At 59.6% G+C, this 14,935-nt stretch carries 12 protein-coding genes; all 12 read left to right on the forward strand.

The window, feature by feature from the left end; all coding sequences use genetic code 11:
• Position 1 precedes the first annotated feature (1 nt).
• The gene (locus tag ACP2AV_RS10475; RefSeq protein WP_426372653.1) at positions 2 to 1,162 is read left to right on the forward strand and encodes an acyl-CoA dehydrogenase family protein; all 1,161 of its coding nucleotides are present in this window, start codon (positions 2 to 4) and stop codon (positions 1,160 to 1,162) included.
• Positions 1,163 to 1,187: 25 nt separating this feature from the next.
• Positions 1,188 to 2,579 carry a phenylacetate--CoA ligase family protein gene (locus ACP2AV_RS10480; RefSeq protein ID WP_426372654.1) on the forward strand — a complete coding sequence of 464 codons (1,392 nt, stop codon included), beginning with the start codon at positions 1,188 to 1,190 and terminating at the stop codon, positions 2,577 to 2,579.
• Complete coding sequence (locus ACP2AV_RS10485) at positions 2,576 to 4,183, forward strand: acyl-CoA carboxylase subunit beta (RefSeq protein WP_426372655.1); 1,608 nt, start codon at positions 2,576 to 2,578, stop codon at positions 4,181 to 4,183. The genes ACP2AV_RS10480 and ACP2AV_RS10485 overlap by 4 nt, the downstream gene beginning before the upstream one ends.
• Positions 4,184 to 4,193: 10 nt before the next feature.
• Positions 4,194 to 6,200, forward strand: coding sequence for a biotin carboxylase N-terminal domain-containing protein (locus tag ACP2AV_RS10490; RefSeq protein WP_426372656.1), 2,007 nt, complete (start codon positions 4,194 to 4,196; stop codon positions 6,198 to 6,200).
• Between the two features lie 4 nt (positions 6,201 to 6,204).
• Positions 6,205 to 7,164, forward strand: coding sequence for a hydroxymethylglutaryl-CoA lyase (locus ACP2AV_RS10495; protein WP_426372657.1), 960 nt, complete (start codon positions 6,205 to 6,207; stop codon positions 7,162 to 7,164).
• Between the two features lie 12 nt (positions 7,165 to 7,176).
• Positions 7,177 to 8,091, forward strand: coding sequence for an SDR family NAD(P)-dependent oxidoreductase (locus ACP2AV_RS10500; protein WP_426372658.1), 915 nt, complete (start codon positions 7,177 to 7,179; stop codon positions 8,089 to 8,091).
• Positions 8,091 to 8,885 (forward strand): citryl-CoA lyase, encoded by a 795-nt coding sequence (locus ACP2AV_RS10505; protein WP_426372659.1) that lies wholly within the window; start codon positions 8,091 to 8,093, stop codon positions 8,883 to 8,885. The genes ACP2AV_RS10500 and ACP2AV_RS10505 overlap by 1 nt, the downstream gene beginning before the upstream one ends.
• Before the next feature lie 3 nt (positions 8,886 to 8,888).
• The gene (locus ACP2AV_RS10510) at positions 8,889 to 10,052 is read left to right on the forward strand and encodes an acyl-CoA dehydrogenase family protein (protein WP_426372660.1); all 1,164 of its coding nucleotides are present in this window, start codon (positions 8,889 to 8,891) and stop codon (positions 10,050 to 10,052) included.
• Between the two features lie 92 nt (positions 10,053 to 10,144).
• Positions 10,145 to 10,897 carry an SDR family NAD(P)-dependent oxidoreductase gene (locus ACP2AV_RS10515; RefSeq protein WP_426372661.1) on the forward strand — a complete coding sequence of 251 codons (753 nt, stop codon included), beginning with the start codon at positions 10,145 to 10,147 and terminating at the stop codon, positions 10,895 to 10,897.
• Positions 10,898 to 11,096: 199 nt separating this feature from the next.
• Positions 11,097 to 11,936, forward strand: a complete 840-nt coding sequence (locus ACP2AV_RS10520; RefSeq protein ID WP_426372662.1) for an FAS1-like dehydratase domain-containing protein — start codon at positions 11,097 to 11,099, stop codon at positions 11,934 to 11,936.
• 211 nt (positions 11,937 to 12,147) lie between these two features.
• On the forward strand, positions 12,148 to 12,927 hold the full coding sequence (locus tag ACP2AV_RS10525) for an ABC transporter ATP-binding protein (protein ID WP_426372663.1): 780 nt from the start codon (positions 12,148 to 12,150) through the stop codon (positions 12,925 to 12,927).
• Between the two features lie 25 nt (positions 12,928 to 12,952).
• Entirely contained in the window at positions 12,953 to 14,929 is a 1,977-nt protein-coding gene (locus ACP2AV_RS10530) for an AMP-binding protein (RefSeq protein ID WP_426372664.1), read from the forward strand.
• Positions 14,930 to 14,935 lie beyond the last annotated feature (6 nt).

Consider the following 14,935-nt stretch of genomic DNA (forward strand, 5'->3'; position numbering starts at 1 on the left):
CATGGATTTCACTTTGAACGACGAACAGCGCCAGATTTACGAATATGGCGGACAATTGGCGCAGAAATACGACAATGCCTATTGGCTGGAGCATGCGCGCAAGCACGAGTTCCCGCACGAGATGTTCAAACAGATTGCCGACGACGGTTTTCTGGGAATCATGGTGCCCGAGGAATACGGCGGCGCCGGCCTTGGCATGACCGAAATGGCCTTGTTCATGGAAGGCACAGCCAATCACGGCATACCGCTGCTGATGATGGTGGTCGGCCCGACCATGTCGCTGGCCCACATCGCCAGCCACGGATCCGAATTCCACAAGAAAGAGCTTCTGCCGGCCGCCTGCCGGGGTGAAATTCAGTTCTGCTTCGCGATCACTGAACCGGGGGCCGGATCCAACACGATGAAGGCCACCACGCTGGCCAAGCGCCGGGGCAACCGGTTCAGCCTGTCGGGCGAAAAGACCTTTATCACCGGCGCCGAGGTATCGGACTATTGCCTGGTGGTGGCGCGCACCAAGCCGCACACCGAAGTCAGCCGCAAGACCGACGGCTTCACGCTCTTTGCCGTGGACCTGAAGAAAAAGGGCGTGGAAAAGCAGCGGGTGAATATTTCGATCCCCCTGCCCGAAGAACAGTGGACCCTGTTCTTCGACGAGGTCGATCTGGGCCCCGAGGACGTGGTGGGCGAAGTGGACGAGGGCTTCTCGATCCTGTTCGACAGCCTGAACCCCGAACGTATCATCCTTGGCGCGCTGTGCTGCGGCATCGGCCGCTTCGCGCTGAACAAGGGCGTGGCCTACGCGTCGGAGCGCAATGTCTTCGATCAGCCCATCGGGGCGCACCAAGGTGTGCAACATCCGATGGCCAAGGCACACACAGCGGTCGAGATGGCCAGCCTGATGACCCGCCGCGCTGCATGGGAATTTGACAACAAGCTGCCCGCAGGGGCGTCGTCGAACATGGCCAAATACGCGGCAGCCGAAGCCGGGATCGAAGCAGTGGACGCCGCGCTTCAGGCGCATGGTGGATCGGGCTTTACCGAAGATACCGGCCTGTACGAGATGTATCCGCTGGTCCGCCTTTTGCGCACGGCACCGGTGAACCGCGAACTCTGCCTCAGCTTTATCGGCGAAAAGGTCATGGGCCTGCCACGGTCCTATTGATCGCACTACCGTCACGGAGGACGACATGGAATTTGGAATGCGCTTTCGGCGGCAAGATGCCGCCGGCAAGGTGAATGATCGCTTCTGGCACGAGATTGAGGGCATGCCTCTCGATAAGGTGCGCCAGATTCAAGAAGAGCGGTTGCGCGATCAAATGGCCTATCTCAAGGCGAACTCGACCTTCTATCAGGAAAAGTTCGCTGAGGCCGGTGTGGATTTCGACGACATCCGCACCATCGAAGACCTGCAAAAACTGCCCTACACCTACAAAACCGAAATCCGCGAAAGCCTTGCGGCAGAGCCGCCCTTTGGCAAGCACCGGGCGGCGCCGATGTCGGACATCATTCAGATGCAAGCCTCATCAGGCACGACCGGCAGCCCGTCCTACGTGGCACTGACCGAAGCAGATTGCGAAATGTGGCACGAGATGACCGCGCGTTGTTTCTTTGCCAATGGCGTGCGTCCGGGCGATATGGTGCTGCATGCCTTCGCGCTGGCCAAAGGCTTTGTCGGCGGCATTCCGGTGGTGCAGGGCCTGCAATACATGGGCGCCATCGACGTGCCGGTGGGCGCCGATGGCGGCGCCGAACGGCTGCTGCGCGCCTGCGCCGACACCCGCCCGCGCTGCATCGTGGGCGCGCCGAATTTCGTTTTGCACCTGGCAGAAAAAGCGCCTGAGGTGCTCGGCTGCAAAGCAAGCGAGCTGGGCGTCGAACAGGTGATCGTCGGCGGCGAACCTGGCGGCGGCATCCCGGCCATCCGGGCCAAGATCGAAGAGGCCTGGGGCGCGAAATGCTGTGAAATGCTGGGCGGTACTGATCTGGGCGTGACCTACTGGGCCGAATGCGACGCCCAGTCGGGAATGCATATGGTCAACATGGACTATATCATCACCGAACTGCTCGATCCCGAAAGCGGCGAAATCATCCCGTGGGAAAAGGGCGCCGAGGGCGAAATGATCTATACAGCGATCGGTCGACAGGCCAGCCCCGTCGTACGGTTCCGCTCTGGCGATTATATCGAAGTCATCGACACAGAATGCACTTGCGGGCGCACCGGGCCCAAGATCCGCTGCACCGGCCGGACCGACGACATGCTGATCGTGCGCGGGGCCAATGTGTTCCCATCGGCCGTCAACAGCGTGATCACTGAAATGGTGCCCGAAACCAACGGCGTGATGCGCATCGTGGCTGATTTTGAAGGCCATACCACGCAGGGCGCGCTGAAAGTGATCGTCGAACGCGGTCCGGGACGCGACGCCGCAGATGACGGTGCCCTCAAAAAGAAAATCGAACAGCGCCTGCGCGACGCCCTTGTCTTCAAGGCCGACGTTCATCTGGTGCCGACTGATACATTCGAGAAACCCGGCGCCGCCAAGGTCGCCTTCGTTCTGAGAGAATATCCAACTCTGCCATGACAAAAATGAAATCCCTTCTCGACACCGGGTCCGATGACTTCCGGGAAAATGACGCGTTTTACCGCGACAAGGTCGGCGAACTTCATGCCCTTCGCCTGAAGCAACGTGTCGGCGGCCCCGAAAAGGCGCGCGAACGCCACGTGGAAAAAGGCAAGATCCTTCCGCGCGAGCGGATTGAGCGTTTGATCGACCCGGGTACGCCCTTTCTGGAACTCGGCGAACTGGCCGGACTGAACATGCACAAAGGCGTTCCGCCCGGCGCAGGCATCATCACCGGTATTGGTGTGATCGAAGGCCGTCAGTGCATGATCATCGCCAATGATGCCACCGTGAAGGGGGGCACCTATTTCGGGATCACGTGTCGCAAACACGTGCGCGCGCAGAAAATCGCCTGGAAAAACCGCCTGCCTGTCATCACGCTGGTGGATTCCGGCGGCGCGTTCCTGCCCGATCAAGCCAATCTGTTCCCCGATGAGGGGCAATTCGGTTCGATCTTTCACCAACAGATCGGCATGTCCGGTGACGGCGTGCCGCAGATCGCCGTGGTCATGGGGCCCTGCACCGCAGGCGGGGCCTATATTCCCGCGCTCTGCGACGAAGTGGTGATCGTGCGCGGTCAGGGCTTTATGTATCTGGGCGGACCGGAATTGACCTTTGCCGCAACCGGCGAAAAGGTCGAAGCTGAAGAACTGGGCGGCGGCAAGATGCATTCGTCCGTCTCCGGCGTGACCGACCATTTGGCCGAAGATGACGCCCACGCATTGGCTATCACGCGCGAAATTGTCAGCCATCTGGGCGAAAAACCCCAGCCCCGCAAGACGCCCGAGGCGCCCCGTGCGCCCGCCTACCCCGTCGAAGAGATTTATGGCGTCATCAGCCGCGACCCCAAGGTGCCGACCGACAACCGTGAAATTGTTGCTCGGCTGGTGGATGACAGCGACTTTCACGAATTCAAGCCGCTTTATGGTGACACCATCATGACCGGCTGGGGCCGCATTCACGGACACGAGGTCGGCATTATTGCCAACACCGGCGTGCTCTTTGTCGAGGCCGCGCTGAAGGCCACGCATTTCATCAATCTCTGTGTCCAGCGCGATATCCCGCTGCTGTTTCTGGCCGATGTGAACGGCTTCATGGTCGGCCGCGAGGTTGAGCAAATGGGCATCGCCAAGGCGGGTGCCAAGATGATCACGGCCATGTCCTCGGCCCGGGTGCCCAAGTTCACCATCATCACCGGTGGCTCATACGGGGCGGGTTATCTGGCCATGTTGGGCCGTCCGTTCCAACCCGACGCGATGTTCGCCTGGCCGACAGGCCGATCGGCGATCATGGGCCCCGAACAGGCCGCCAGCGTGCTGGCGCAGGTTCGCGCCCAGATCAACAAGCGCGAAGGCAAAAGCTGGACGCCCGAAGATGAAGAAGCCTTCAAGGCCCCGATCCGCAAGGAATACGAAGAATTCCAAGGCGCGTACAATTTCGCGTCAAATCTCTGGATCGACAGTGTGATTGAGCCTTGTGAAACCCGCGATGTGATGGCGCTCATGCTGGATGTGACGTCGCGCAGACCAAAGGTCGAAACCAATTTCGGCGTGTTCAGGATGTGAGGAGCGAACCATGAAAATCAAAACGCTTCTTATCGCCAATCGCGGCGAAATTGCCTGCCGGATCGCGCGCACCGCGCGGGCCAGCGGTATCACCCCTGTCGGCGTGCATTCGCAGGCCGACGCCAATGCCTTGCATGTCCGCGAGATCGGCCATTCGATTTGTATCGGCGCCGGCCCGGCCTCGGAAAGCTATCTGAAGATCGACGCGGTGATCGACGCCGCAAAGTCGGTCGGCGCGGATGCGATCCATCCCGGCTACGGCTTTCTGGCCGAGAACGCAGATTTCGCCCGTGCGGTCGAGTCTGCCGGCATGATCTTTATGGGGCCGACGCCAGACACTCTTGAACGTTTCGGCGACAAGGCCAGCGCCAAAGAGGCCGCCGTGGCCGCCAGCGTTCCGGTCATTTCGGGCGCCGAAGGTGCGCGCTCTGACCCGCAGCAGATCGCCGATGAAGTCCGCGCGATGGGCCTGCCCGTCCTGCTCAAGGCGGTCGGTGGTGGTGGCGGACGCGGCCAGCGTCTGGTGACCGACGAGACAACGCTTGTTGAGGACATCGAAGGCGCACTGCGCGAGGCAAAGTCGACCTTCGGTTCTGAAGGGCTGCTGCTGGAACGGTTCCTGCCCGAAGCGCGCCATGTCGAAGTGCAAATTGCGGGCGACGGCAAAGGGCACGTGGTGCACCTGTTCGAACGCGATTGCACGCTGCAGCGCCGTCACCAGAAGGTCATCGAAGAGGCGCCGGCCTGGGGCCTGCCTCGCGCCCTTCTGGACGAAATCGCACATGACGCGGTGCGTCTGGGCGAAACGCTTGACTATCGCGGTCTGGGCACGGTCGAATTTCTGGTCGCAGGGGAAGAATATTTCTTCCTTGAAGTGAACCCCCGTATTCAGGTGGAACACCCCGTGACCGAGGCGATCACTGGCTTGGATCTGGTTGCGCTTCACCTGCGGATTGCCGAAGGCGCGGGCCTTGGCTTGGTGCAGGATGACCTGAAGATCAACGGTCACGCGGTCGAGGCACGGCTATATGCCGAGGATCCGGCGATGCAATTCGCACCCTCGACTGGCACTTTGACCACGCTGAGCTTGCCGGAAGGTTTGCGCATTGACAGCGGTGTCGAAGAAGGCGACGCGGTGACACCGTTTTATGACCCGATGATCGCCAAGCTGGTGGTGCACGCGCCCGACCGGGAAACCGCATTGGCGCGCCTGGCGACAGCTTTGGATCACGTCGCGGTCGAAGGCGTGCAAACCAACCGGGCTTTCCTGACGGCGCTGGCGCGCAATCCTGAATTCGAACAAATGCAGGTGCATACCCGCTGGATCGACGGCAGGCTCGACGAACTGACACAGGCCAGCGTCCTGTCCCGTCCCGATCTGTGGAAAGCCGCAGCGGCCATTCTTTTCGTGGCCGCATCGCGGAGCGACGCAAGCAGCAATCCATGGGCAAACCGCGACACCTTTACCGGTTGGCGGCTTGGTCTTGGCGGCGATGCGATGGAAGCGGGACAGCATGTGACGCTGACCGATGCCGCCGACATCTCCGAGGAATTCCGCGTCGGGCCCATCAAAGGTGCAGGCACCTACACCGTCCTGTCGGAAAATGGCGAAGCCGCCACACTGGCAGTGCGTGAAGTCGTGCCGGGCCGGTGGCGCATCAGCGAAGGCGATGCGGTGTTTTTGATCGACGCGCGGTTGCATGCGGACGTGATCGAAATGGACACACCGGAAGGCCGTCTTGTCTTCCGTCCCGCTGCGCCTTTGGACTTCGCCGGCGGCGATGCCGCCGCGGATCGTTCTGTGGCCTCGCCCCTGACCGGGATGATCGTCGAGATCAAGGTGGCCGATGGTCAGGAGGTGGCCGAAGGCGACGTGATCGCGGTGATGGAATCCATGAAACTTGAAATCTCGATCCGCGCTACCGCTGCAGGGATCGCCAGCAACATATCCGTCTCGAATGGGGACATGGTCGATCGCGGCCAGGTCATCGCCGAGATACTGCCATCTGAGGAGTGACAAGATGAGCGATTTTCCGAAATTCGTCGAATTTCGTGAAGAAGGCCCGCGCGAGGGCTTTCAGATCGAAAAAAAGATCTATCCGATTGAAGAGCGGATCGAGCTGATCGATATGCTCAGCGATACCGGGTTGAAACGCATTCAGGTCGGCAGTTTTGTCAGCCCGCAATACGTGCCGCAAATGGCCGACACCGGCGAGCTGTTCCAACGCATCAAGCGCACGCCCGGCGTGAACTACACGTCGCTGTGGCTGAACGACAAAGGCTTTCGCAAGGCCCTGACAGCGCATGAGGTCGATATCGATCCGCGCCTGCTGTTTTACCCGTCCGAAGCTTTTGCCCAATCGAACAACAACTGTTCTTCGGTCGAAATGCGCGAAAAACAACGCAACTGGGTCCGCCTTTACAAGGAAGAAGGCTATACGGTTGATGCGGCCTATGTGATGACGGCTTTCGGCTGTAATTTCGAAGGCCCGATCCCGCAGGAACGCATTCTGGACGATTTCCGCTTTATCCTGGATCTTTGCGAAGAAGAGCAGATTCCAGTGCCGATCCTTGTCATCGCTGATACGATGGGCTGGGGAAACCCCGAAGCCGTCAAGCGGATGATCGGGGCGTTGCGCGAAATGGCGCCGGAAGCGCGGATCGGCATGCATATTCATGACACGCGCGGGCTTGGCATCGCCAATGTCTATGCTGCCCTGTCGATGGGTGTGGACATGTTCGAAAGCTCTGTCGCCGGCCTTGGGGGGTGTCCTTTCGCTGGCCACGGCCATGCCCGTGCCGCAGGCAACGTCTGCACCGAGGACGCGGTTTTCCTGTGCCACGAACTGGGCATTGAAACCGGCATTGATCTGGACAAGCTGATCGCCGCGGCCCTCAAGGCAGAAGAGATCATTGGCGCGCCGCTTATGGGCCGCGTCATGCACACTGGCGGTCTCGACAAATACCGCAAAGCAAGCTGAGGGAGGACGAAAATGACTAAGGCACTTGATGGAAAAGTGGTTCTGGTCACCGGAGCAGGTGGCGGAATCGGACGCGATATTGCCCTTATGGCGGCGTCCGAAGGGGCCGCTGTGGTGGTCAACGATCTGGGCGCGTCGCTGAAAGGCACCGGCCAGACCGAAACCGCAGCGCAAAAAGTGGTTGAAGAAATCAAGGCCGCCGGGGGCGATGCAATCGCCGATGGCGGCAGTGTCGCCGATCCCGACGCCGCGCGCGCGATGATCGAGGCCGGGGTAAAGGAATTCGGCCGCATCGACGCCGTGGTGAACAACGCCGGCATCCTGCGCGACGGGTTCTTCCATAAAATGACCTATGAGGATTTCGACGCGGTGGTGAAGGTCCATCTTTATGGCGCCTTCAACACCAGCCGCGCCGCCGCCGACTATTTCCGCGAGCAGGAAAGCGGCGCGCTGGTGCACATGACCTCGACCTCGGGGCTGATCGGCAATTTCGCACAAGCGAATTACTCCGCCGCCAAGCTGGGCATCGCCGCATTTTCGAAATCTGTGGCACTTGATCTCAAGCGCTGGAACGTGCGTTCCAATTGCATCGCGCCCTTCGCCTGGAGCCGGATGATCTCGTCGATCAAGACCGACACCGAGGAACAGCAAAAGCGGGTCGAGAAGGTCAAGAAGATGACCCCTGCCAAGGTCGCGCCGATGGCCTGTTACCTGATGAGCGATCGCGCGGCGGATGTGTCGGGGCAGATCTTTGCAGTGCGGATGAACGAGATATTCCTGTTCAATCAGCCCCGTCCGGTGCGCTCTGTCCACTCGGGTGACGGTTGGACCGCTGATGAAATCGCCGAGCACGCCATTCCGGCGCTCAAGTCACATTTCACACCGCTGGAAGTATCAGCGGATGTCTTTCCGTGGGATCCGGTCTGATGGGTAAACGCACAGAAAAAATCAGCTCGAACATCGGCTGGAGCACACCCGACAAAATCTGCGTGCGCGGGCTGGACCTGCCGAACGAGATTCTGGGGCACATGAACCTTGGCGATCTTGCCTTTCTGCAGTTGACGGGTCGCAAGGCCACGCCCGAGGAAAGTCGCGTCTTCAACGCCATCATCATCACCCTGGTCGAACACGGCATCACCCCTTCGGCTCTGGCGGCGCGCATGACCTATATGGGCGCACCGGAATCGCTGCAGGCGGCCGTCGCGGCCGGGCTGTGCGGGCTGGGCACGGTCTTTGTCGGATCAATGGAAGGCGCGTCCAAGATGCTTTACGAAGCGCTGCCCGAGGACAAGCTGGGCACTGGCGCAGATCTGGACGCCATCGCGCTGGAGACGGTCGAAAAATTCCGCGCCAAAAAGGCCATCGTGCCGGGGCTGGGCCATCCGGTGCACAAGCCGGTTGACCCGCGCGCACCACGTCTGTTCGAGATCGCGGCCGAGAACGGAAAATCCGGCGAATACATCGAACTGATCCAGAAAATTCAGGCCGTCGCCGAGGAAAAGTCGGGCAAGATGCTGCCGATCAACGCCACGGGCGCCATCGGTGCGATCTGCTGCGAATTCGGCTTCCCCTGGAAGATCGTACGCGGTTTCGGCGTGATGGCGCGATCCATCGGGCTGGTCGGTCATATCCTTGAGGAAAGCGAAAACCCGATCTCGTTCGAATTGTGGCAACGTGCCGAAGAGGAAATTCTGGAAACCTCCGGCCCAGGGGCGGCGTGACAGATGCAGACATCGGCACCTGAAACCCACAACGATCTGCGCGACGCAATGCGTGCGCTTTGCGCGCAGTTCCCTGCGGAATACCATCGCAAATTCGGCGAGGAAGGCGCTTATCCCGAAGAATTCGTCGATGCGCTGACCCGCGAGGGCTGGCTGGCGGCGATGATCCCTGAAGAATACGGGGGCTCGGGCCTTGGCCTGACCGAAGCCTCGATCATCATGGAAGAGGCGAACCGCGGTGGTGCCAATGCCGGCCACTTCCACGGGCAGATGTACAACATGGGCACGCTGCTGCGGCACGGCTCGGACGAGCAAAAGCAGAAATACCTGCCCGGCATCGCCAGCGGCGAGTTGCGCCTGCAATCCATGGCCGTGACCGAACCGACCACCGGAACGGACACGACCAAGCTGAAGACCACAGCGGTCAAGAAGGGCGACCGCTATGTGATCAACGGTCAGAAGGTCTGGATCAGCCGTATCCAGCATTCTGACCTGATGATCCTGCTGGCCCGCACGACGCCGCTGAAGGATGTCAAAAAGAAATCTCAGGGTCTGTCGATCTTTATGGTCGATTTGAAAGACGCGATCGGCAGTGGCATGGAGGTCCGCCCCATCGCCAATATGCCCGGCCACGAGACCAACGAAGTCTTCTTCGACAACCTTGAAATCCCGGCCGAAAATCTGATCGGCACCGAAGGGCGTGGTTTCTACCATATTCTTGACGGTCTGAACGCCGAGCGGACATTGATCGCGGCGGAATGTATCGGCGACGGATACTGGTTCGTAGACAAGGCCCGCGCCTATTCTGGCGAGCGCATCGTCTTTGACCGCCCCATCGGGCAAAATCAGGGCGTGCAGTTTCCCATCGCAAGGGCCTATGTGAACGTCGAGGCCGCCAACCTGATGCGGTTCGAGGCCTGCAGACGCTATGACGCGGGTCAGGATTGCGGGGCGCAGGCAAACATGGCCAAGCTTCTGGCGTCAGAGGCCAGTTGGGAAGCCGCCAATGCCTGCATCCAGACCCATGGCGGGTTTGGTTTTGCACGCGAATACGATGTCGAGCGCAAGTTCCGCGAGGCGCGCCTGTATCAGGTGGCCCCGATTTCAACCAACCTGATCCTGTCTTATGTCGGCGAGCATATTCTGGGTATGCCGCGGTCCTTTTAAGATTCGTCTGAGGGGGAATTGATCTCCATCATATGCGGTAGAAATCGAATCCTCCAAAATTGCTTTCAGAGCAATTTTGGAGGAGGTTTGAGATGAAACGACTTCAGGGCAAGACGGCACTGATCAGCGGTGCGGCCAAAGGAATGGGTGCTGCCGAGGCGCGGCTCTTTGCCGAAGAGGGGGCTCAGGTCATTGTCGCCGATGTCGATGACGCGAGCGCGAGTGCGGTGGTGAAAGACATTGAGGACGCAGGGGGGCGCGCGACGGCGGTGCATCTGGATGTATCCGACGCCGCAAGCTGGCAAACGGCCATCGCCGAAGGGAACAAGGCCTTCGGTAACATCAACGTATTGGTCAACAACGCCGGTATCCTGCTCATGAAGCCCGTTCAGGACACCACCGAAGACGACTGGGACAAGATTTTCTCGATCAATGCCAAGGGCGTCTTTTTGGGCACCAAGGCAGTCTTGGACAACATGAAGGCCGCAGGCGGCGGATCGATTGTGAATATCTCGTCGATCTACGGTTTGGTCGGCGCGCCCTCGGCGGCGGCATACCAAGCGACCAAAGGTGCAGTGCGGCTGTTCACCAAATCGACAGCGGTAGATTATGCCGAGTTCAACATCCGGGCGAACTCAATCCATCCGGGCGTCATACGCACCCCAATGACCGAAGACCTTCTGGGCGATCCGAGTGTCGAGAAGGCAATGCTTGGGACAACGATCATGCAGCGCCCGGCTGAGCCGGAAGAGGTCGCGCGGGCGGTGTTGTTTCTGGCGTCCGACGAGGCATCCTTTATGACCGGGGCCGAAATGGTGGTCGATGGCGGCTATACGGCGCAGTAGGTCCACCAAAATCCGAACAGATCGCCCGGTATCAATCGCCCTTTGATACCGCAAAGCGTAGGCCATTACCGACGCCAGCTGATGTCAAAATTTGGACCAGCTGGCGTCTTGGGCTGTGGACTGATCTTGACCAATCCGGTACCGATTGACTCGGCTGCGGCTGTCCGAAAAGTGCCGCGATACTTCTGAGGGGGGGGACATGGCAGAAAACGACATCGATTCACTTAAACCCTGGCTGGGGCGCACCGAAACCAGGGAAGATGTTTTGACGCCCGCGCTGATCGACAAGTTCCGCGCCACCTTCGGCCCGCACCTTTGGGACGGTGCGGATGATGTGCCATTGGGCATCCACTGGTGCCTGACGCTTGACGCTGTGCCAAACGCTTCGCTTTCGCAGGATGGCCATGCCGCAAGGGGTGGTTTTCTGCCGCCTGTTCCCCTGCCCGCCCGAATGTGGGCCGGTGGCGATGTCACGCATATCGCCCCGCTTTCGATCGGCGAAACCATCACCCGCCGGTCGACGATCGCCGATATTGCCGCCAAGCAGGGCCGCAGCGGCGCACTGGTTTTTGTGACCATCGAACACGAATATTCCAGTGACAGCCGCCTTTGCATCCGGGAACAGCAGTCGATTGTTTATCGGGACATCACCCGGCCCCAACCCGCAAAACGCACGCGCGTCGAACTGGACCCAAGCACACTCAAATCGACCCTCACACCGGATCCCGTGTTGTTGTTCCGCTATTCAGCGCTGACATTCAATGCACACCGCATCCACTACGACCACATCTACGCAACAGAAACAGAAGCGTATCCCGGGCTTGTCGTGCATGGCCCGCTACAGGCAACGCTGCTGCTCAATCTTGCCGCAAGTGCCTTGCAGGATTCGCCCCGTCGGTTTGCCTTCCGGGGGCTCGCACCGTTGACGCTGCCCTGCGAATTGCAGCTGCACAATGAAGGGACCGGCGGCTCGGGGGCGGTCTGGTGCCAGGACCAAACCGGCATGCGTAGTTTTTCCGCAGATTACTCCGCGAATTAGGCAATTTCTCTAGGCAGAGGATTAAGTTGTTGATTTAATTTTCTAACATGTGTTAGTTTTCAAAGATTGACTTGGCAGATAGGCCAAGCAAACCTCTGGAACAAGAGGTGGGAGGAGAAACGATGCGAGTTAATCTCGACGTCAACGGATCATCGCTTGATCACGTTGTGTACGGCCGTGTGGATTGCGGCAACAAAGCACGGGTTGCGTCATGAGCGCGGCCGAGACTCAGGTCGCCGCACCGCTTGCGGTCCGCGGAGCGACATTGAAATTTGGTGGCGTGACGGCGCTTGACGATGTCAGCATCACTGTAAACGATGATGAGCTGCTTGCGATTATCGGCCCGAACGGTGCTGGCAAAACGTCTCTACTGAACGTCACCGCAGGTTTTTATCGCCCGCAGAAGGGCCGTGTCGAATTGTCCGGGCGCGACGTGACTGGCAAGCGGGTCGATCAGATCGCCCGCCAAGGGCTGGCGCGAACGTTCCAAGGCACGCACCTCTTCGCCGGGCAGACCGTGGTGGAAAACATCATGATCGGCCGTCACATGCTGATGAAGTCGAACGTGATCCAGGCCTTTTTCCAGTACGGCCCAGTGATGCGCGAAGAATCCGAGCATCGCGAGGCGGCTGAGGAAATCATTGATTTTCTGGAAATCGAAGCGATCCGTACCCGGCCCGTGGGCACCTTGGGCTACGGGTTGCGTAAGCGAGTCGATCTGGGGCGTGCGTTGGCGCAGGAACCTTCGATCCTGCTGATGGATGAGCCGATGGCTGGCATGAATTCAGAAGAGAAAGAAGACTTGGCGCGCTTCATTCTCGATGTACGCGAGGCGCGCAAGATTCCAGTGGTTCTGGTCGAACATGACATGGGCGTCGTGATGGACCTGGCCGACCGGATTGTGGTGCTGGATTTCGGGCGGGTGATCGCCGAGGGTACGCCTGAGGAAATCCAGAAGAACCCGGCTGTGATCAAAGCATATCTGGGGTAACGGGATGGTTAAGCAAAGAAAAGCAATGGTCTATACGGACCCGGCCGTAACGCAGAGCGAAACGCTGCCACAGGTGTTGCTCGCCCGCGCCAAGTCCGCGCCAAATGCACTTGCCGAGCGCCACAAACGCCTTGGCATCTGGCGTGAATTCACCTGGACCGATGTGCTCGAACGGGTTCGCGATCTGGCGCTTGGGTTGGAAAGCAACGGCTTGGCTGCCGGCGATTCCGTGATGATGATCGGCGAAAACGAGCCCGAGCATTTTTGGGCGGAATACGCGGTTCAGTCACTGGGCGGCAAAGTCCTGTCTGTTTATCCAGACCAGACCGCCGATGAAATCCTCTATCTGGCAGAAGATTCGCAGACGCGGATTTTCTTTGCGCAGGACCAAGAGCAGGTCGATAAATGCTTGGAGATCGCAGAAAAATACTCAGGTGCGCTGGCGATCATTTACTGGGATGATTCGGGCCTTTGGGGCTACGAGCACCCGCTGCTGCATTCCTTCGAAAGCGTGAGCGAAACCGGGCGTCAGATACACGCCAAGGACCCCGCCCGTTTTGAAGAGCACGTCAAGCGCGGTCGAGCTGAAGATATCGCCATGCTGTCCTATACCTCTGGGACCACGGGGAAACCCAAGGGCGTTATCATCAGCCATCGCTACCTGTTCGATAACTGTTCGCGGGTGATGGGGGCGATCGAAATTGCGCCCGGCACCGAATATTTGACCTACATTTCCCCCGCCTGGGTGACGGAGCAGATTTTCGGCCTGTCGATCGGACTGATCGCGCCCATGGTCGTCAACTTTCCCGAAGGCCCCGAGGAAGTGCTCGACAATATCCGCGAGCTGGCGGTTGATGCGCTGGTGTTCAGCCCGCGCCAATGGGAAAACCTTGCGTCCATCGTTCAGGCCCGGATGCTGGGCGCGGGCAAGTTCCGCAACGCGATGTACAAATGGGGCATGAAGGTCGGCCGCGACGTTTATGTCGAACGTCTCGAGGGGCGCAACCCCAGTCTGGCCGCGCGCCTGCAACTGCCCTTTGCCGAAGCGCTGGTACTGCATCACCTGCGCGACAACCTTGGTCTGGGCAAGGCGAAGAACGCGATGTGCGGCGGTGCATTGATGGCGCCGGACGTCTTTCGCATGTTCCATGCCATGGGGGTCAAGCTGCGCAATGTCTATGGCGCAACTGAAATCGGACTGCTAACGGCGCATATGGGCGAAAGCTATCAGTTGGAAACAAGTGGCAGCTGGATGCAAAGCAACACCGCCTACGGCGACCCGCTGGAATACCGGGTTTCGCCGGAAGGCGAACTTCAAGTGCGCGGCGGATCGGGTTTTGGCGGCTATTACGGCAAACCCGACAAAACCGCAGAGGCGCTGACCGAAGATGGCTGGTATGCCACCGGCGACTCGGTGTCGATGACCGAAGACGAAGAGCTATTGTTCTTTGATCGGGTCAAGGACATGCGGCGTCTGGCAAACGGGCACAGTTACCCGCCGCAGTTCATCGAAACGCGTCTGCGCTACAGCCCATTCATCAAGGATCTGATGACCTTGGGCGACGAAACCCGAGACTTCGTGAGCGCCCTGATAAATATCGACATGGAAGTTCTGGGCCGGTGGGCGGAAGAGAACAAGATCAGCTTCTCGACCTATACCGATCTGTCCCAAAAGCCCGAGATTCTGGAACTCATCAAGGGTGAAGTGGCGCGCATCAATGCCCTTCTGCCTGAAGGCTCGCGCGTGGCGCGGTTTGCGAACTTTCCAAAGGAACTTGACCCTGACGAAGGCGAATTGACCCGCAGCCGGAAGCTCCGGCGCGCATTTCTTGAAGAGCGCTATGCGAAACTTGTCGACGCCATTTATAACGGCGACAGCCAGACCGATCTTGAAATCGCCGTGACCTATCAGGATGGCCGTCAGGGCGTGCTCAAAGCTACGGTTCGCGTATCGGATGTCGAAAACGCATCAATGGCTGCCGCCCGGCAGTCGCAAAATTAAGGGAGG

It is taken from the genome of Aliiroseovarius sp. PTFE2010, assembly GCF_049943335.1.
In the GTDB taxonomy this organism is placed as follows: Bacteria; Pseudomonadota; Alphaproteobacteria; order Rhodobacterales; family Rhodobacteraceae; genus JBNFVY01.